This is a genomic window from Paraconexibacter sp. AEG42_29, from assembly GCF_040581415.1.
Taxonomy (GTDB): domain Bacteria; phylum Actinomycetota; class Thermoleophilia; order Solirubrobacterales; family Solirubrobacteraceae; genus Paraconexibacter.
Genome location: NZ_CP114014.1, coordinates 1065686 through 1082987, shown reverse-complemented (window position 1 = coordinate 1082987; position 17302 = coordinate 1065686). Strand labels below are relative to the sequence as shown.

Genomic DNA, 17302 nt, shown 5'->3' with positions numbered 1-17302 from the left:
GCCGGCCCTGAGGACGGAGGACAGCGGCGCATCCGCCCGCCGCTGTCGACCGCTCCGCTCTCCTCTCCCTCCACACGAGATGCTGCCCTTGGCGCCTACGCACCAATCGGCGGTGTAACGATGCGCACAATCCGCGGAGAAGTGCGCCATCCGGGGACCTCGTCCGTACATTCGACATGAGCCGCCCCGTCAAGCACCGTCCGCTCACCATCAGCCTGCGGCGTGAGTTGTACGTCGAAGTGCGCGAGTACCTCGACGAGCGCTTCGGCGAGTCGGACCTCACGCTCGACGACGTCGCCCGCGCCGTCGCGTCCTCGCGACGCCAGGTGCAGCGGTTGTTCGAGGAGGACGGGGACACGTTCCGCGCCTACCTCACCCGGCTGCGCATGGAGCGCGCCGCGGACCTGCTGGTCCACACCCGCACACCGGTCCGCGACATCGCGCGCCACGTCGGCTACCGCCAGAGCGCGCAGTTCGCGAAGGCCTTCCGGCGCTACGGCGGCGTCACGCCGCTGCAGTGGCGCAACCAGCGCGGCGGCAGCCCGCTCGCCGCGCGCGAGCAGGCCAGCGAGTCGGTCGCCGCCTGATAGCCGTCGGTCACGCCCACGCGTGACCGACGAACACCGGCTCCGGGACGAGCGCGACGCCGAACGCCGCCTCGACGCCGGCGGCCACCTCGCGGGCCAGCGCGACGAGGTCCGCGGTGCGCGCCGTCCCGCGGTTCGTCAGGGCGAGCGTGTGCTTGGTGGAGATCGACACCGGCGCATCGGCGGCCGTCCCCGGCGGCCGATGGCCCTTCGCGAACCCGGCCCGTTCGATCAGCCATGCCGCGGACGTCTTCAGGCGGCCGTCGGGCTCGGGAAACCGCGGGAGCCGCGCGTCCGGGCCGACCCGGTCGAGGACCCGCGCGTCGAGCGCGGCGAACGCCTCCACGTCCAGGATCGGGTTCGTGAAGAACGACCCCGCGGACCACGTGTCGTGGTCCGCCGCGTCCAGGACCATCCCCTTGCCCGCCCGGAGCGCGAGCACCGCGGCGCGGACGTCGTCCAGCGGTGCGGTCCCCCCGATCGGGACGCCGAGGGTCCGCGTGAGCTCGACGTAGCGCAGCGGCTTCGAGCTCATGGCGCGGTCCAGCGCGAAGCTCACCTCGAGGATCAGGAAGCGCTCCGGCTGCGCCTTGAACCGCGAGTGCCGGTAGGTGAAGGCGCATTCGGCGGCGGTCAGGCTGACCTCGGCGCCGGCCTGGCGGTCGTAGGCCCGGACGCCGACGATCGTCTCGGCCACGTCCTGGCCGTAGGCGCCGACGTTCTGGATGGGGGTCGCCCCGACGCAGCCCGGGATGCCGCTCAGGCACTCGACGCCGGCCAGGCCCGCGGCGACGCAGTGGGCGACCAGGCCGTCCCAGTCCTCACCGGCGGCCACCGTGAGCACGACCTTGCCGCCGCCGTCCGTCCGCCGGATCCCGCGGGTGCGCACCAGGACCGCGGTCCCTGCGAAGCCCGCGTCGGCGATGACGACGTTCGAGCCGCCACCGAGCAGCAGGACGGGGTCCCCCGCCGCGTCCGAGGCGCCGACCGCACCGATCAGCGTCTGCTCGTCGCCGGCCTCGACGAGCTGACGAGGCGGACCACCCAGGCGCAGCGTGGTGTACGGGGCGAGGAGCACGGCGGGGACGGTAGATGATCGGTCCGCGGCCGGTCGCTGCCCATCCCCGCGCGGAGGCCCGACGTCAGGCGCCCGCGCTAGCCTCCCCGGCATGTTCGCCCCGCGCGCAGCCCTGCTGACCCTGACGATCGCGGGCCTCGCGGCCGTCGCCGGCTGTGGTGGCAGCGATAGCGACAAGGAGAAGACCGAGGTCGAGAAGGTCGCTCGCGCCGTCCTCAACGGTGCCGACAAAGGCTCGGAGTGCCGCCTGTCGACCACCCGCCTGGTCACGGCCGTCTGGGGCAGCCAGTCCGCTTGCCTGAAGGCGAGTACCGGAGGCACGGAGGCCGACGTGACCGTGAGCGGCACGAAGGTCGACGGCAGCGACGCCACCGCCAACATCACCACGACGATCGACAAGCTCAAGGTGGAAGGGTCGCTGGCGCTGAAGAAGGTCGAAGGCGACTGGAAGCTCGACGAGTTCGGGACCGACCTGGTCCGCTCGCTCCTGCGTGGCAGCCTGACGAAGGGCTACACCGACGCGCTGAAGGAGGAAGGCATCGCCGGCGCCGACAAGCTCCTGACCGACGGCGCCACCGAGAACTGCGTCGACAAGCGGCTCACGGCGCTGCCGGCCAGCGAGCAGCGCCAGATCGGCTACGCGATCTTCGGCAACCGCAAGGACTCGCCGCAGGGGCAGCAGGTGCAGGGCCTGCTGATCGAGTGCCTCGCCGACAGCCCGGACGGCCGTGAGGCGCTGCGCCTGGCGTTCGAGCAGGGCATCAAGGAGGAGGGGCTCGGTGACAAGGTCACGGCGTGCGTCATCGCCCGTCTGCGCGAGACCGCCGACTCGGAGCTCGTCGCGAAGGAGATCGTCGAGCGGCAGAAGAACGGCGGCGCCATCAGCCCGGAGCTGAGTGGCCTGGCCGCCGCTGCCGTGAAGCGCTGCAAGGCGTCCCAGCCGTCCTGATGCCCGGCGCCCCCCGCCGCGCCGCCTGACGTGGGGGCGATTCTCGGCGGGACGGGCGCCGCCGTGGCCTGGGCCTTCGCGTCCGTCTGCGCGGCGCGCTCCTCGCGGGCGGTCGGCCCGCAGGTCGCCCTCGCGTGGGTGATGGTCGTCGGCCTTGCGCTGCTGCTCCCGCTGCTGGCGTTCAGCGCGGCCCCCGACGTGTCGGGGATGACCGCGGTCTGGCTGCTCAGCTCCGGCGTCGCGAACATCGGCGGCCTGCTCGTGACGTACCGCGCGCTGCAGGCCGGGCCGGTCGGCGTGGTGGCGCCCATCGTGGCCGCCGAGGGCGGGGTCACGGCCGTCATCGCGGTCCTGGCGGGGCAGTCGCTGGGGGCCGTGCAGGCGGTCGCGCTCGCGTCCGTCCTCGTCGGCGTGGTCATGGTCGCCTGGCAGGTGGACCCGCCGGAGGTCGCGGACCCCGTCCCGGGCGGCGAGCATCCGCAGGACATCCGGCGCGCGGCGCTCCTGGCCACTGCGGGGGCGCTGATCTTCGGCGTCGGCCTCTACACGACCGGCCGTGCGGGCGACGAGGTGCCGGTCGCCTGGGCCGTCCTGCCGGCGCGGCTGATCGGCGTGCTCGTCCTGTCGGTGCCGCTCGCCCTGGCGGGGCGAATGGGCGTGCCGCGGTCGATCGTGCCCTTCGTCGCCGCCGGCGGCTGCTTGGAGGTCATCGGCTTCATCTGCTTCACGGTCGGGTCGGGCAGCTCGATCGCGGTCGCGGCGGTGCTGGCGTCGCTGACCGGGGCGGTCGCGGCGGGCCTCGGCCGCATCTTCTACGCGGAGCGGCTCACGGCTCGGCAGCTGGCCGGGGTCGCGGTCCTGGTCGCAGCGGTGGGGACGCTGGGCGCGCTCACCTGACGCCGCCCGGGACTCGCCGTCCCCGGGGTGGGAGCCGTCGGTGTCAGCGGGCCTGGGCCTCCGCGAGGCCCTTCAGGTTCAGCAGCTGGCGGCGGGCCATCACGAGGTCGCCCGGGGGCAGGACCAGCCGCATCACCGGCCCGAACGGCAGGCCCGGGTAGCGAACGACGAAGCGCACCAGCAGCCGCGACCGGCCCGGGTCACCGCCGGGCGCCGGGGCCGCGAGGTAGGTGCACCCGACGTGCCCGAACAGCGGATGGCGGGTCACCATCGTCAAGGAGCGACCGGTCTCGAACGCCGTGATGCGGAAGATCGACGCGATCCGCTGGCCGACGGCGAGCTCCTCCAGCCCCGGGGTCAGCGTCTGCGGGCTCTGCCGCCCCAGGTTGTCGAGCGTGTCGTAGCTGTACGGGGCGACGCGCAGCTGGCATAGCCAGGGGAACACGGTGGCCGCCGGGGCATGGACGTCGACCGCGCGGTTCAGGTGCGTGTGGGCGCCCGGGACGAGGTCGTCGCACGGCAGCGGCAGCGCGCGCTCGGCGACCGTCGTGCCCCAGTCCCCGAGCGTGCCCACGCCGAACGCCTCAGGCGTCCTGCGACGAGGGCTGGCCGGCGGCGGCCTGGGCCTTGCGGCGCATCGACCACATCTGCTCGGGCCGCTCGAGCTGCAGGGCCGCGTTCCAGGTCATCGCGGGCGGGCCGAGCTCCATCCGCATCGACGCGGCGGTGCGCCGGGCGAGGTCGGGGTCCGCGCCGGGACGGGCCGCGAGCTCAAGCGCCTTGGCCTCGACGTCGGCCGTGTCGACCGCCGCCCAGGCCAGGCCGAGCTGCGCGAAGCGCTCCCCGTCCACGGCCTCGCCGAAGAGCATGAGCGCAGCGGCGGCCTCGCGGGCACCGGTCCGGCCGAGCAGGACCCCGTGCCCGCCGCCGGGGTGCAGGCCGATCGGGATGAAGCCCGAGGCCAGCTTCGCGTCGCGCGCGACGATCCGCACGTCGGTGGCCATCGCGAGGTTCATCCCGGCGCCGACCGCGCCGCCCCGGATCGCGGCGATCGTCGGCATCCGCAGCTCGCCGACGCGTGCGAACGCGCGGTAGATGTCGCCCATGCCGTCGTACTGCTCGGGGTCGGCCGGGTCCTCGCCGGCGGCGGCGAGCGTGGGACGGTCCCCGCCGGCGCAGAAGTACGCGCCCTCGCCGCAGACGACGACGGCGCCGACCGTGGGATCGCGGTCCAGGTCGTCGCACGCGTCGACCATGGAGCGGGCCATGGCGACCGTCAGCGCGTTGCGGCGCTCGGGGGCGTCGAGGATGAGCCGGGCGACCCCGCCCTCCTGCTCGACTCGGACATCTGCGTAGCCGGCTGACATGTGTGCCACGCTATCGGGCGCATGTCCTCACCGCCGCCTCGCCGCGCCGCGCTCGTCGCGGCGGTGGCGCTCACCGCTGCCCTGCTCCTCCTGGTGATCGCCGTGGGAGCGCTGCCCGGGACCGGACCCGTCCCGGCCCGCGCGGCCGCAGACAGCACCGGGCCGGCCCTGCGCGCAACGGGCGCCCTCCCCGTGGCCCCGCCGTTCACCGGCTGCCAGTTCAAGGGCGACAGCCGCCCCCGCCGGCACGGTCCGGCCAGTGGCCGCCGGATCGCACTGACCTTCGACGACGGGCCCTCGCCGTACACGCCGAAGATCCTCGACATCCTGCGGAAGGAGCGGGTCCCGGCCACGTTCTTCGTCCAGGGCGACCACGTCGCCGGGTCGGAGGCCGTCCTGCGGCGGATGCTCGCCGAGGGGCACATGATCGGCAGCCACTCGTTCACGCATCCCTACCTGACCCGCTCGACGACGGACATCGGGCGGGAGATCCGCATGACGCAGGACGTGATCAAGGCCGCCACCGGCGGGTTCGTGCCCTGCCTGCTGCGCCCGCCGTTCGGCGCGGTCAACCAGCGCGTGATCGACGAGCTCAAGGCCCAGCGGCTCGCGAACATCATCTGGACGGTGAACCCCGCGGACTACAGGAACCCCGGGAGCGCGGCCATCAAGCGGACGATCCTGGCCGGCACGGCGCCGGGGGCGATCATCATCGACCACGACGGCGGCGGGAACCGCTCGCAGACGGTGAAGGCGATGCCCGGCGTCATCAAGGCGCTCAAGGCACGCGGCTACCGGTTCGTGACGGTGACGGACCTGCTGGGCCTGCGCACGACGGGCTGACCGTTCGCAGGGCCCGGGCGGCGCGGCCTGACGAGGCGGCCTGCGGGGGCGGTCAGCGGCGGCGGGCGCGGAAGAACGCCCGGAGCAGCTCGGCGCACTCGGGCTCGAGGACGCCGCGAACGACCTGGGGCCGGTGGTTCAGCTGGGGCTGCGCCAGCAGGTCGACGACGCTCCCGGCCGCGCCGGCCTTCGGATCCGTCGCCCCGTAGACCACGCGCGGCACCCGGCTGAGCACGATCGCCCCCGCGCACATCGCACACGGCTCGAGCGTGACCACCAGCGTCGCGTCCAGCACCCGCCAGGAGCCGACGGCCGCCGCGGCGCGCCGCAGCGCCAGGATCTCGGCGTGGGCGGTCGGGTCCTGGGCCAGCTCGCGCTCGTTGTGCCCGGCCCCGATCACCTGGCCGCCGGCGTCGATGACCACCGCGCCGACGGGCACGTCGCCGTGCGCCTCCGCCAGCCGCGCCTCGGCGATCGCCAGCCGCATCGCGTCCTCGTCGGCAGGGGCGGCCGGGTCGGGCACGAACAGGGCACCGTCGGTCACGTCACCATTGTGCAGCAGCCCGAGTCTTCTGCGATCAGCGGGTGTTCACGCTCAGCGGCCTGCCCGTCGCCCCGCGTCCCCGCTGCCGGCTCGCCGCCGTGTCCGTCCCGCCATGCTCCGCCCTATCCGCGCCCCACTCCCCCACCGACGTCGCTTCCGCCTGCGGACGGCGACAGCGACAGCAGCCGGTGTCGCCGGGCTGCTCCTCACCGGGCTCGCGGCAGCGCCCGCCCTGTCGGCCGCGGCCGCCGCGACCACCCCCGACCCCGCCACCCGCGTCGTCGTCCGCTTCAAGCACGGCACCACCCCGGCCGCGCGGACCGCGGCGCTCGCGGCTGCCGGCGTGCGCTCCACCTTCCCCGGCGCGGGCGGGGCGCTCGTCGGCCGGCTGCGCCCGGACACCGACGCGACCACCGCCGCAGCAGCCCTCGCGCGCCGGCGGGCGGTCGCCTGGGCCACCCCCGCCTTCGGGGCCCGCGTGGCGCAGGCCGACCAGGCCCCGCTGGTCTTCGACGACCCCGGCACCACGGGCCCGGACGGCACCACCGGCGGCTGGCTGCGGCGCCAGTGGGACCTGACCGGCGCCTACGGCATCCGCACCCCCGAGGCCTGGGAGCTCGCCCGCAAGGCCGGCGGCGAGGGCGGGCGCGGCGTGACGGTCGCCGTCCTGGACACCGGGGTCGCCTACGCGGACCGCGGCCCGTACCGCCGCTCCCCCGACCTGCCCGCGGTGCGCATGGTCCGCGGCCGCGACTTCGTCGACGGCGACGACTTCTCCAACGACGAGGACGGCCACGGGACGTTCATCGCCGGGGAGATCGCCGCAGCGGCGAACAACGGCTACGGCATGGTCGGCGTGGCGTACGCCGCGAAGATCCTCGCGGTCCGCGTGCTGGACCAGTTCGGGCAGGGCTCCTCGTTCCGCGTGGCGCAGGGCATCCGCTACGCGGTGGACCGCGGCGCCAAGGTCATCAACGTCTCGATCCAGCTCACCGACCAGAACCACCGGCCCGCGACGCTGACGGCCGCGCCCGACATCCGCGGGGCCCTGCGCTACGCGCGCCAGCGGGGTGTGTCGGTCGTCGCGGCGGCCGGCAACGACGGGGTCGACACGGTTCCGGGACGCAGCTACGCGTGGCTGTCGATCCAGGTCGGCGGGACGACCGAGCGCGGCTGCGTCGCCGACTACTCGAACACCGGGCCGGGGCTGGACCTCGTCGCCCCTGGCGGTGGCAGCGACTCGCGCGTGCAGCCGGACGACCCGCGCTGCCGCCCGAACGCGCTGCCCGGGCGGGCGATCCGGCAGGTGACGTTCCGTGCTGCGGACCCGACCCGCTTCCTCGTCCCGGACGGGTACGCCGGCACCTCGATGGCCGCACCGCACGTCACCGGCACGATCGCGCTCATGCTGGCCGCGCGCACGCTCGGCGAGAACCCGACGCCCGAGGCGATCGCCGGGCGGCTGAAGGCCACCGCCCGTGACCTCGGGTACAGAGGCCCCGATCGCTCCTACGGCGCGGGGCTGCTGGACGCGGCCGCCGCGCTGGGCGCCGCGCCGCTTCCCGCGGGCTGACGACGGCCGGGGACCCGGGCGGTCACGGCGGCGACGAGCCGCAGCTGCGGCACCGGGCGGGTCAGCTCGTGCGGACGATCAGCACGCTGCACGGCGCGTGATGGCTGACCTTGTTCGGCACCGACCCGAGCAGGAACCGCTTGGCGCCGGTCATGCCCTTGTTGCCGACCACGATCAGGTCGGACCCCTGCTCCTCCGCGACGTCGAGGATCGCGTCGGCGGGGTCGCCCTGCCGCGCGTGGACCGCCACGGTCTGCACGCCGGCATCCGCCGCCACGGCCGCGGCCGCACGCAGCGTCCCGTCCACGTCCTCGCGCGCGCTCACCATCCACTGGAGGTCGCCCGGGACCTGGCTGCGCTCCTCCCGCAGGCGCTCGGCCGCGACGGGCTCGTAGGCGCTCACGATCTCGAGCTTGGCACCGAGCGCCTTCGCCAGCGCGACCGCCTCGTCGACCGCCGTCGCCGCGGTCTCCGAACCATCCGTGCCCACGACGATCGATCCGAACATGCCGTTGATGGTACTCAGCGGTACAGCGCGCGCCGCACATCCGGCCAGGGCGGGAGCGCCCGCCGCCGCCGTATCCTGGGACCCACGTGATCGACCTCCACTGCCACATCCTGTTCGGCATCGACGACGGTCCCGGGACGGCGGAGGACACGGTCGCGTTGGCGCAGGCGTTCGTCGCCGCCGGGACGACGACGGTCCTCGCGACCCCGCACGTCTCGTTCGACTGGCCCGCGAACGACAGCGCCCTGATCGCCGCGAAGGTCGCCGATGTGCGCGCGCTCCTAGCCGAGCGCACGGTCCCGCTCGACGTCCGTCCCGGCGCCGAGGTCGCCCTGACCCGCGCTCTCGAGCTCCCGGACGACGAGCTCCGGCGCCTGACGCTCGACGACAGCGGCCTGCTGCTCCTGGAGTGCCCGCTCAGCCCGGTCGCCGCCGGGGTCGAGGCGGCGGTCGCGGAGCTGCGGCGCCGCGGGCACGACCGCCTGCTGCTGGCCCACCCGGAGCGCGTGCCGGCCTTCCAGCGTGAGCCGGCCCTCCTCGCGCGGCTCGTCGAGGCAGGCGCGCTGACGTCGATGACGGCCGGCGCGTTCAGCGGGCGCTTCGGGCGGGACGTCGCGCGGTTCGCCCGTGACCTCCTGGCGGACGGCCTCGTCCACACCGTCGCCTCCGACGCCCACTCGCCGGCGCGCCGGCCGCCCGGCATCGGGGGTCCGCTCGCCGAGGCCGGCCTGACCGCCGACGCCATCGAGCACCTGGGCCGGCGTGCCCCGCTCGCGGCCCTGGCGGGCCGGCCCCTCCCGGCGGCGCCCCCGGTCATGGTCACCCGGCGCACCGGGCCGCTCGGGCGCCTGCTGGGGCGCTGACCCGTCAGACCAGCTTGGTCGTGGCGATGATGATCGACATCAGGATGAGGATCACGAGGACGACCTGCATCCAGATCCATGTCGGGGACATCAGGCGTCCTCGGCGGTCGGACGGGGCGCGGCGACGATGGTGGTCACGCGGCGTGATGCTAACGCCCGCACCGCGCCCGCCGCGCCGGGAGTGCCGGTCACCGGCAGGGACGGCAGCTTCGCCAGCAGTCCCCTAGGGTTCGGGCGAATGCCCTCCGGGATGAGCCTCGACGAGATCCGCACGGCCGGCCTGCTCTTCGGCGAGGAGCTGGCGCTGGGGCTGGTCGAGCCCTCGGCGCTGCGCACGCCGGAGGTCCTGCGGACCGTCCGCACCGGCATGATCCCGTCGCTGCCGAGCCGCCTGTTCCAGGCCCGGCAGCTGCGCCGGGGCAGGCTCTCGGGGCACGAGCACTCGACCGGACCGCGCATGGCGGCGCGCCGGGCGATCCTGGGCGACGCGGCCCTGGGCCGCCCGAAGCTCCTGATCCGGGTCGACGGCTTCCCGCACATGAACGCCTGGGACGCCCCCGCGGCGGTCAGCACGACGCGGGCCGCCGAGTTCCACGCCGTCCTGCGCGACGCCGGCGTCCCCTACCTGATGTCGGTGCTGCCCCGTGTCCCGCGCCGGCCGCTCGAGCCGCAGACCGACGAGTACCGCGTCCACGCGAGCGACGAGCGCGAGCTGCTGGCCGAGCTGCGCCGGGACGGGGTGAGCTTCGGCGCGCACGGCCTGGACCACCGCAGCCGGTCGACCAAGGCGTCGCGGCGGAGCGAGTTCCCCGGCGGGAAGCCGAAGGAGATCGCCGCGCGCCTGGACGAGGCCATCGCCGCCCTACGCGACGAGGCGCTGCACACCGATGTGTTCGTCCCGCCGTTCGACCGCTTCGGCGCCATCTGCTGGCGCGTGCTCGCGGAGCGGTTCGACGTCGTCTGCGGGGGGCCGGCCAGCGTCGCGACGATGGGCTTCCATCCGACGCCGAGCTGGCGCGGCGACGCTGTCTGGATGCCGGCCTACGCACCGCTCCACGGCACCGCGGCCGAGGTCCTGCCGGCGGTCCGCGAGCTCGTCGCCCAGCAGACGAGCCTCTGGATCCCCGTGGTCCTGCAGTGGGACCGCGAGGTCGACGACCTGCGGGCGCTCCGCGAGCTGTGCGACGTCCTCGCCGCCGGTGAGCTCGCCCGGTCCTGGGACGACTTCCTGCTGGCCGTCAACGCCAGCCGGCAGCTGGCCTCGTCGATCGCCGCCGCCTGAGCGTCAGCGCAGCTTGTCGTTGATCGTCGTGATGGTGGCCGTGACCTGGCCGGCGACCTGCTGCAGCTTGGTCGCGAACGCGCCGCGTGCGTCGTTCACGGCCTTCGGGTCCTCCGAGGCGAACCCTCGCCGCGCGGTGGCGATCGCCCCGCCGTACTCCTTGACGCGGGTGAGGAGCCGCACGTGGAGGTCCCTGATGTCGTCCGGCGGCACGATCTTGCCGAGCGCGAGGACGACGTCGGCGACCGCCGACTGCATGCTCACGAGCGTCTTCTGATCCTGCGCGGGCGTGCTCATCGGCGTGAAGTCCGCCTGCAGCGCCTGGAAACGGTTCTCGAACGTCCGGACGACGCGGTCGGTCGACGCGACGTAGGCGTTGTTGACCTCGACGCGGTCGTCCCCACAGCCGCCGAGGAGCGCCAGCATGAGCCCGAGGACCACGATCGTCGCTGGGAACCCGGGCCGCATTCGGCGACGACCCTACCGGACCGGCGGGCGCCCGCCACACTGTGGGAGGTCATGTGCGCGGTGCTTCCCGACGGTGAGACGGTCCCCGCCTCCGGCGTCCTCCCCGAGGGAGTCCGCGCGGGCGCGGCGAGCGGGCGGGCGTTCGGCATCTACCTGCACGTCCCGTTCTGCGCGACCCGTTGCGGCTACTGCGACTTCAACACCTACACGGCGGCGGAGCTGGCCGGCGGCGTGTCGCGCGGCTCGTACGTCCACCAGGCCGCGGCCGAGCTGCGGCTGGCCCGGCAGGTCGTCGGCCCGGACGCCGGACCGGTGCAGACCGTGTTCGTCGGCGGCGGCACCCCGACGCTGCTTCCGGCCGCCGACCTCGCCGCGCTCCTGCACCTGGTCGACGAGCTCTTCGGCCTCGCTCCCGGCGCCGAGGTGACGACCGAGGCCAACCCGGAGTCCGTCGACCCGGCATCGCTCGCGGTGCTGCGCGCCGCCGGCTTCACGCGGGTGTCCATCGGCATGCAGAGCGCGGTGCCGTCGGTCCTGGCCACGCTCGACCGCACGCACACGCCCGGGCGCCCCGCCGCGGCGGTCCGCGAGGCTCGGGCCGCCGGCTTCGAGCAGGTCAGCCTCGACCTCATCTACGCCACCCCCGGTGAGACGGCGGCCGACTGGGACCGGACCCTGGAGGCCGCGCTGGCCGCCGAGCCGGACCACGTCAGCGCCTACGGGCTCATCGTCGAGCCAGGGACCCGCCTGGCCGCGCAGGTGCGGCGCGGGGAGCTGCCGGAGCCGGACGAGGACACGATGGCCGAGCGGTACGCCCGCACGGACGCCGCGCTCACCGCGGCCGGACTGGAGTGGTACGAGGTCTGCAACTGGGCGGCCCGGGACGACGCGGCGTGCCGGCACAACCTGGGCTACTGGGACGGCGGGGACTGGTGGGGCATCGGCCCGGGCGCGCACTCGCACGTGGGCGGGGTCCGCTGGTGGAACGTCCTGCACCCGTCCGCGCACGCGGCGGCGCTGCAGCGCGGCCAGGCGCCAGTCGCCGGCCGCGAGCTGCTGACCCCGGACGAGCAGCGCTTCGAGCGCGTGATGCTGGCGTCGCGGCTGCGGACGGGCGTCGAGACCGCTGTCCTCAGCGCCGCGGGCGCGCAGGAGGCGGAGCGGCTGGCGGGCGACAGCCTGCTGGACGCGGCCGCGCTGGCGGGCGGGCGGGTCGTCCTGACGCTCGAGGGCCGCCAGAAGGCAGACCTGGTGGTCCGCGAGCTCACGGACTGACCCGCGCGCGGACCGATCGCCGCCCCGTGGTCAGCCCAGTACGAGCTCCGCGGCCGTGCGGACCGTCCCCACGTCCCCACCGATCAGCAGCGTGGTCACCTGGGAGTCCTTCCAGGCCTCGAGGTCGTGGCGCAGCTTGTCCTTCGGCCCGATCAGCGCCAGCTGCTCCACCAGCTTCGTCGGGACCAGCGCCGCGGCCTCGTCCTTGCGACCCTCGAGGTAGAGGTCGGTGATCTGCTCGACCTCCGCCTCGTAGCCCATGCGGATCGCGACGTCGGCGTGGAAGTTCGTCCCCTTCGCACCCATCCCGCCGAAGTAGAGCGCGTACATGGGGCGCAGGAAGTCGGCGGCGCCCTCGACGTCGTCCGTGACGATGAACGGGACCGTCGCGCAGACCTCGAAGGTCTCGCGGGTATGGCGGGCGCCCTCGACCGCGAACCCCGCGTCGAGGGACTCGCGGTAGAAGTCCTCGTGGCTCGGCGAGTAGAACAGCGGCAGCCAGCCGTCGCAGATCTCGGCGGCCAGGGCGATGTTCTTCGGGCCCTCGGCGCCGAGGTAGACCGGGATGTCGTCGCGGTAGGGACGCAGGTTGCTCTTGATCGACTTCCCCAGGCCCGTCGGCTCGGGCCGTCCGTCCCCGCCGACGTAGGGCAGCGGCAGCTGCGGGCCGTCCGCGGTGACCGGCCCCTCGCGCGCCCAGATGTCGCGCATGATCGCGACGTACTCGCGCGTCCGGGCCAGCGGTTTGCGGAAGGACTGCCCGTACCAGCCCTCGACCACCTGCGGACCCGACACGCCGAGGCCGCAGATGAAGCGCCCGCCGCTGAGGTGGTCGAGCGTCATCGCGGTCATGGCGGTCATCGCCGGCGTCCGCGCGCTCAGCTGGATGATCGAGGTGCCGAGCCTGACGTTCTTCGTGCTGCCGCCCCACCAGGCCAGCGGCGAGATCGCGTCCGAGCCGTAGGACTCGGCGCTCCAGATCGAGTGCAGGCCGAGGCGATCGGCCTCGGCGACCGAGTCCTCCACGCCGTGCGGCGGGCCGACCGGCGACCAGTAGCCGGTGTTGTAGCCGAGCTTCAGTTCTCCCATGGCCCGACGCTACCCGCCCGCGGCGGTTCGGGCTACGCGAGTGCTGCGGCGAGGGCCGCCAGGAACCCGTCGACCTCGTCGGCCGTCGTGTCCCACGAGCACATCCAGCGCACCTCGCCGGTGTGCTCGTCCCAGACGTAGAACGGGTACTCCTCCATCACCGTCGCGGCGACGGCCGGCGGGACGATCGCGAAGACCGCGTTCGCCTGGACCGCCTGGGTGACGCTGATCCCGTCGATCGCGGCGGCCCCGGACGCGAGCCGCGTCGCCATCGCGTTGGCGCCCGCCGCCGCGCGCTGCCAGAGGTCGCCCTCCAGCTGCGCCACCAGCTGCGCCGCGTAGAAGCGGCCCTTGGAGGCCAGCTGCATCGACTGCTTGCGCAGGTACAGGAAGCCCTCGTCCAGCCCCGGCGTCAGGAAGACGACGGCCTCCGCGCCGAGCGCGCCGTTCTTCGTCGCGCCGAAGGTCACCACGTCCACCCCGACGTCCGTCGTGAACGCGCGGAACGGCACGTCCAGCGCGACCGCAGCATTCGCGATGCGCGCGCCGTCGACGTGCAGGAGGAGGTTCCGTTCGTGAGCGGCCTCGGCCAGCGCGCGCAGCTCGTCCACCGAGTAGAGCGTCCCGAGCTCCGTCGGCTGGGTGACGGTGACGACACGCGCCTGGACAGCGTGCTCGTCGCCGACCCGGATGGTGAGGCGCGCGATGTCCGCCGGCGTCAGCTTGCCGTCGGGCGTCGGCGTGGTCAGCAGCTTGAGGCCGCCCATCCGCTCCGGCGCGCCGCCTTCGTCGACGTGGACGTGCGCCGTGTCGGCGCAGATCACGCCCTCCCACGGACGGCAGCAGGCCCGCAGCGCGGTGACGTTCGCGCCCGTCCCGTTGAACATGACGTACGCGGTGGCCTGGTCGCCGAGGTGCTGCGCGAACAGGTCCTTCAGGCGAGCGGTCCAGGGGTCGGCACCGTAGGCCTTGGCGTGCGTGCCGTCGTTGGCGGCGGTTATCGCCGCAAGGACCTCCGGGTGGATGCCCGCGTAGTTGTCCGAGGCGAAACCGCGGTTGGGGGCGGGCGGGTGGGTCACTTATCGCCCGTACAGCTCGATCCGCTGGCCGTTGCACTTGCCGGCCGCGTCGCTGCAGAGCCACACCAGGGTGTCGGCGATGTCCTCGGCGTCCGTGAAGGTCTTGAACGCCTTGTCGGGCTCGGCCGTGCGCTGCTCCGGGGTCACCAGGGCGTTGATCGCGACGACGTTGGCGGTCGCGCCGTGGTCGGCCTCCTTGAACGCGTCGGCAAGCGCGAAGGTCCAGGCCTCGGCGGCAGCCTTGGCCGCGGCGTAGGCGGCGTTCTTGTGGGACGGCTCCGCGGCCTGACGGGCACCGATGATCGCGAAGCGCCCGACGCCCGAGTCGTTCAAGGCGTCGTGGAACGCGCGGGAGGTGTGCTGCACGGTGCGCACGAGCAGGTCGTTCATCGCGTCCCAGTCCTCGAGCGGCGACTTCGCGAGCGCCTTGCCGCCGCGCCAGCCCCCGACCAGGTGCAGCAGGCCGTCCACGCCGCCGAACCGGCTGCGGACGGAGTGCGCCCACTTCCGGGTCTCGGTCTCGTTCATCAGGTCGACGACCTGGCAGTCGACGCGCTCGGCCGGGACCCCGAGCTCGGCGGCGAGGATCTCCAGCGCCGGCAGGTCGCGGTCGGTGAGCGCGACGGTCGCGCCCGCGGCGGCGACGGCGCGGGCGACGTAGGGACCGAGCGAGCCGTTGGCCCCCGCGATCGCGATCGTGCGCCCGGCGAGGGCCCGAGAGTCGAGGGTCATGTCGCGCAGTGTACGTCCGCCCGGCGGTTGTCCGTGCGTTTCACGCGGGGACCGGGACCCGGCCTGCGTCCGCCTCCAGCGCCGCCAGCCGCCGCTGCAGCGCGAGGTAGAACATCGAGAGCGGGAACTCGTCCTCGAGGACCTCGTCGATGAACGGGCGCAGGTCCTCGACCTCCGGGTAGCCGCGGACCGCTCCGGCCCAGCGCGAGCCGCTCGCCGACGGGACGTAGGCGGCGACGAGGTCGTGCGCCGCCGCCCAGTGCGCCAGGCGGGAGCGGTCGATCGAGTCCCGGTAGAGCTCCTCGACCTTCGTCCGCAGCTCGAGGACGCCGTCGGCCACTCGGTCCCAGTCGATGGTCAGCTGGTTGTCCGTCCAGTGGATCCGGCCGGTCTTGTGCAGGAACGCGAACAGCAACTGCCCGCCGAGCCCGTCGTAGTTGCGCACCCGCGGCCCGGTCACGGGGAAGCGGAACAGGCGGTCGAAGAGGATCGCGGTCTGCACGTGGCGCGCGAAGGCGAACCCCTCCCGCTCCAGCGCGACCGCCTCGGTGAAGGCGGTGAGGTCGCAGCGGAGCTCCTCCAGCGCGTACATCCAGAACGGCGCGCGCTGGCGGATCATGAACGGGTCGAACGGCAGGTCGCCGTGCGAGTGGGCGCGGTCGTGGACCAGGTCCCACAGGACGAAGGCGTCCCGCGAGAGCGACTCGCTGGTGAGCAGCGCCTCGGCGTCCGGCGGCAGGTTCACGCCGAGGACCCGGGCCGCAGCGCCGACCTGCTCGCGGAAGCGGGCGCTCTCGCGGTCGCAGAAGATGCCGCCGAAGTGGTTCGCAGGTGCGCCGCTCACGGTGACGGTCTCGGGGAAGAGGACCGCGCAGTCGCTGTCGTAGCCGGCGGTGTTCCCGACCAGCGTGACGGGCACGAACTTCGCGTTGTCGTAGCGCGTGCGCTCCAGGTCGGCGAGCCACGCGGGCCAGGGGACGCGGACGATCAGCGCCTCGAAGACCTTGTCGCGCGAGCCGTTCTGCTTGTACATCGGGAACAGGACCAGGTGCTCGATGCCGTCGACGCGGTGCCGGTCGGGGCGGAAGCACTCCAGGCTCGCCGTGAAGTCCGGCGTCGCGAACCCGCCCGTGCGCCACGCGTCGAGGTCGGCGCGGACCGCGTCCAGGTGGTCCTGCTGGTGGGGGACGTGGACCGCGAGCGCTGCGACCGCATCGAGCATGGTCTGCACCAGGCCGTCCGCCTGGTTGCGGCCGGCGTCGGCGGCAAGCGTCCCGTCGGGTTGCTGCAGCAGGCGCAGCGCGTCGGTGGCGTCGCGCAGCCGGGGCCAGGCAGGGTCGGCCGCCAGCGCGGACGGTGCCTCGGCGAGTGGGCGGGCCAGGCGCGGGCCGGCGGCCCAGACGACGAGGTTGAGCCACAGATCGCGATGGCCGAGCGCACCCAGGCAGTCGTCCCCGAAGAGGTCGGAGTCGCTCAGCACCGCGACGCGGCCGGCGCCGTGGTGGGTGACCGCCGCGAGGGGCGCGCCGGGGGACGACGCCGTCTGCGACGCGGTGGCGAGCACGCGGGTGCCGGCGGGGGCGGCGTCGAGGTCGAGCGTCCCGGCGCGGTAGAAGCAGAGTCCCTCGACCCGGGCGAGGACGTCGACGTCGTGGCCGCGCGCGGTGCGCGGCAGGTCCGCCACGATCCAGTGCGGGTTGCCCTTGCGGTGCTGGGTGTAGTCGCTGACGGTGTCGTGCGCGACGCCCAGGCCGAACCGCGCGAGCAACTCGTTGAGGTTCGTCCCGTACTTGTCCTGCTCGGTCTCGCCCAGGACGACGAGGCCGCCCCCGCTCTGCACATGGCTCGCGACGGCGTCGATCTCCGCGGCGGTGAAGCACGGCGAGCCGCCCGGCACGGTGCGCTCCCAGCGGTCCTCGGACGGGTGGGCGATGACGAGGACGTCGGCGGTGCTCAGCGCGCGTTCGTCGAGCGGTCCGTCACCGGGAAGGTGCGGCACGGTCTGCAGGTCGTGCGCGCGCAGGACAGCGGCTGCGTCCGCGAACGACGAGTCGGCGGGATGGGACGGCTGCATCTGCGCCGCGATCTCGGGGCGGATCGTCCAGGCCTGGCCGTGGGACTCGTCGAACAGGATGCGGGCGACGGGCTCTCGTGCGGGCATCTGTCCA

18 protein-coding genes are annotated in these 17302 nt (G+C 74.2%); 8 read left to right on the top strand and 10 right to left on the bottom strand.

Annotation, left to right across the window (positions count from 1 at the left end):
- Window positions 1-176: 176 nt before the first annotated feature.
- Window positions 177-587 (top strand): helix-turn-helix transcriptional regulator, encoded by a 411-nt coding sequence (locus DSM112329_RS05200; RefSeq protein WP_354700752.1) that lies wholly within the window; start codon window positions 177-179, stop codon window positions 585-587.
- A gap of 10 nt (window positions 588-597) precedes the next feature.
- Here the strand turns inward: DSM112329_RS05200 and DSM112329_RS05195 are convergent, their stop codons facing one another.
- Window positions 598-1758, bottom strand: a complete 1161-nt coding sequence (locus tag DSM112329_RS05195) for a UDP-N-acetylmuramate dehydrogenase (protein WP_354700751.1) — start codon at window positions 1756-1758, stop codon at window positions 598-600.
- Here DSM112329_RS05195 and DSM112329_RS05190 point away from each other — a divergent pair.
- Both DSM112329_RS05190 and DSM112329_RS05185 read left to right on the top strand, forming a co-directional pair.
- The gene (locus DSM112329_RS05190) at window positions 1757-2614 is read left to right on the top strand and encodes a hypothetical protein (RefSeq protein ID WP_354700750.1); all 858 of its coding nucleotides are present in this window, start codon (window positions 1757-1759) and stop codon (window positions 2612-2614) included. The two genes, DSM112329_RS05195 and DSM112329_RS05190, sit on opposite strands and share 2 nt — an antisense overlap.
- A gap of 30 nt (window positions 2615-2644) precedes the next feature.
- Window positions 2645-3511, top strand: coding sequence for an EamA family transporter (locus DSM112329_RS05185; RefSeq protein ID WP_354700749.1), 867 nt, complete (start codon window positions 2645-2647; stop codon window positions 3509-3511).
- 43 nt (window positions 3512-3554) lie between these two features.
- Here the strand turns inward: DSM112329_RS05185 and DSM112329_RS05180 are convergent, their stop codons facing one another.
- On the bottom strand, window positions 3555-4085 hold the full coding sequence (locus DSM112329_RS05180) for a hypothetical protein (protein WP_354700748.1): 531 nt from the start codon (window positions 4083-4085) through the stop codon (window positions 3555-3557).
- 10 nt (window positions 4086-4095) lie between these two features.
- Window positions 4096-4878 carry an enoyl-CoA hydratase-related protein gene (locus DSM112329_RS05175; protein ID WP_354700747.1) on the bottom strand — a complete coding sequence of 261 codons (783 nt, stop codon included), beginning with the start codon at window positions 4876-4878 and terminating at the stop codon, window positions 4096-4098.
- Window positions 4879-4899: 21 nt separating this feature from the next.
- Between DSM112329_RS05175 and DSM112329_RS05170 the strand changes: the two genes are divergently transcribed.
- Entirely contained in the window at window positions 4900-5721 is an 822-nt protein-coding gene (locus tag DSM112329_RS05170; protein WP_354700746.1) for a polysaccharide deacetylase family protein, read from the top strand.
- Between the two features lie 52 nt (window positions 5722-5773).
- Here the strand turns inward: DSM112329_RS05170 and tadA are convergent, their stop codons facing one another.
- Window positions 5774-6265 carry a tRNA adenosine(34) deaminase TadA gene (gene tadA / locus DSM112329_RS05165; protein ID WP_354700745.1) on the bottom strand — a complete coding sequence of 164 codons (492 nt, stop codon included), beginning with the start codon at window positions 6263-6265 and terminating at the stop codon, window positions 5774-5776.
- A gap of 112 nt (window positions 6266-6377) precedes the next feature.
- On the opposite strand from tadA, the gene DSM112329_RS05160 reads away from it, so the two are divergent.
- The gene (locus DSM112329_RS05160) at window positions 6378-7838 is read left to right on the top strand and encodes a S8 family serine peptidase (RefSeq protein WP_354700744.1); all 1461 of its coding nucleotides are present in this window, start codon (window positions 6378-6380) and stop codon (window positions 7836-7838) included.
- Window positions 7839-7899: 61 nt separating this feature from the next.
- Here DSM112329_RS05160 and DSM112329_RS05155 read toward each other — a convergent pair whose 3' ends face one another.
- On the bottom strand, window positions 7900-8346 hold the full coding sequence (locus tag DSM112329_RS05155) for a universal stress protein (RefSeq protein WP_354700743.1): 447 nt from the start codon (window positions 8344-8346) through the stop codon (window positions 7900-7902).
- Between the two features lie 86 nt (window positions 8347-8432).
- Here DSM112329_RS05155 and DSM112329_RS05150 point away from each other — a divergent pair, with 86 nt between their 5' ends.
- Both DSM112329_RS05150 and DSM112329_RS05145 read left to right on the top strand, forming a co-directional pair.
- Entirely contained in the window at window positions 8433-9209 is a 777-nt protein-coding gene (locus tag DSM112329_RS05150; RefSeq protein ID WP_354700742.1) for a CpsB/CapC family capsule biosynthesis tyrosine phosphatase, read from the top strand.
- A 238-nt stretch (window positions 9210-9447) separates the two neighbouring features.
- Window positions 9448-10491: a DUF2334 domain-containing protein gene (locus DSM112329_RS05145; protein WP_354700741.1), complete on the top strand. Its 1044-nt coding sequence runs from the start codon at window positions 9448-9450 to the stop codon at window positions 10489-10491.
- A 3-nt stretch (window positions 10492-10494) separates the two neighbouring features.
- Here the strand turns inward: DSM112329_RS05145 and DSM112329_RS05140 are convergent, their stop codons facing one another.
- Window positions 10495-10959: a hypothetical protein gene (locus DSM112329_RS05140; RefSeq protein ID WP_354700740.1), complete on the bottom strand. Its 465-nt coding sequence runs from the start codon at window positions 10957-10959 to the stop codon at window positions 10495-10497.
- Window positions 10960-11010: 51 nt separating this feature from the next.
- Here DSM112329_RS05140 and hemW point away from each other — a divergent pair, with 51 nt between their 5' ends.
- Window positions 11011-12234 (top strand): radical SAM family heme chaperone HemW, encoded by a 1224-nt coding sequence (hemW, locus tag DSM112329_RS05135; protein WP_354700739.1) that lies wholly within the window; start codon window positions 11011-11013, stop codon window positions 12232-12234.
- A 30-nt stretch (window positions 12235-12264) separates the two neighbouring features.
- Here hemW and DSM112329_RS05130 read toward each other — a convergent pair whose 3' ends face one another.
- Genes DSM112329_RS05130 through DSM112329_RS05115 form a run of 4 tightly spaced genes read right to left on the bottom strand, consistent with a single transcriptional unit; the run spans window position 12265 to window position 17295 of the window.
- A complete protein-coding gene (locus tag DSM112329_RS05130; protein WP_354702441.1) occupies window positions 12265-13314 on the bottom strand; it encodes an LLM class F420-dependent oxidoreductase in 1050 nt (349 codons plus the stop codon).
- Between the two features lie 41 nt (window positions 13315-13355).
- Window positions 13356-14402 carry an aminotransferase class I/II-fold pyridoxal phosphate-dependent enzyme gene (locus tag DSM112329_RS05125; protein ID WP_354700738.1) on the bottom strand — a complete coding sequence of 349 codons (1047 nt, stop codon included), beginning with the start codon at window positions 14400-14402 and terminating at the stop codon, window positions 13356-13358.
- A complete protein-coding gene (locus tag DSM112329_RS05120; RefSeq protein WP_354700737.1) occupies window positions 14403-15134 on the bottom strand; it encodes an SDR family oxidoreductase in 732 nt (243 codons plus the stop codon).
- Between the two features lie 40 nt (window positions 15135-15174).
- The gene (locus DSM112329_RS05115; protein WP_354700736.1) at window positions 15175-17295 is read right to left on the bottom strand and encodes a DUF6421 family protein; all 2121 of its coding nucleotides are present in this window, start codon (window positions 17293-17295) and stop codon (window positions 15175-15177) included.
- Window positions 17296-17302 lie beyond the last annotated feature (7 nt).

Bases quoted from the DNA above. Each gene is read 5' to 3' on its own strand.
- DSM112329_RS05160 (WP_354700744.1), top strand. From the start codon at position 6,378: ATGCTCCGCCCTATCCGCGCCCCACTCCCCCACCGACGTCGCTTCCGC.
- DSM112329_RS05195 (WP_354700751.1), bottom strand. From the start codon at position 1,758: ATGCCGGGGAGGCTAGCGCGGGCGCCTGACGTCGGGCCTCCGCGCGGG.
- DSM112329_RS05155 (WP_354700743.1), bottom strand. From the start codon at position 8,346: ATGTTCGGATCGATCGTCGTGGGCACGGATGGTTCGGAGACCGCGGCG.
- DSM112329_RS05175 (WP_354700747.1), bottom strand. From the start codon at position 4,878: ATGTCAGCCGGCTACGCAGATGTCCGAGTCGAGCAGGAGGGCGGGGTC.
- DSM112329_RS05170 (WP_354700746.1), top strand. From the start codon at position 4,900: ATGTCCTCACCGCCGCCTCGCCGCGCCGCGCTCGTCGCGGCGGTGGCG.
- DSM112329_RS05115 (WP_354700736.1), bottom strand. From the start codon at position 17,295: ATGCCCGCACGAGAGCCCGTCGCCCGCATCCTGTTCGACGAGTCCCAC.
- DSM112329_RS05120 (WP_354700737.1), bottom strand. From the start codon at position 15,134: ATGACCCTCGACTCTCGGGCCCTCGCCGGGCGCACGATCGCGATCGCG.
- DSM112329_RS05200 (WP_354700752.1), top strand. From the start codon at position 177: ATGAGCCGCCCCGTCAAGCACCGTCCGCTCACCATCAGCCTGCGGCGT.
- DSM112329_RS05190 (WP_354700750.1), top strand. From the start codon at position 1,757: ATGTTCGCCCCGCGCGCAGCCCTGCTGACCCTGACGATCGCGGGCCTC.
- hemW (WP_354700739.1), top strand. From the start codon at position 11,011: ATGTGCGCGGTGCTTCCCGACGGTGAGACGGTCCCCGCCTCCGGCGTC.
- DSM112329_RS05145 (WP_354700741.1), top strand. From the start codon at position 9,448: ATGCCCTCCGGGATGAGCCTCGACGAGATCCGCACGGCCGGCCTGCTC.
- DSM112329_RS05140 (WP_354700740.1), bottom strand. From the start codon at position 10,959: ATGCGGCCCGGGTTCCCAGCGACGATCGTGGTCCTCGGGCTCATGCTG.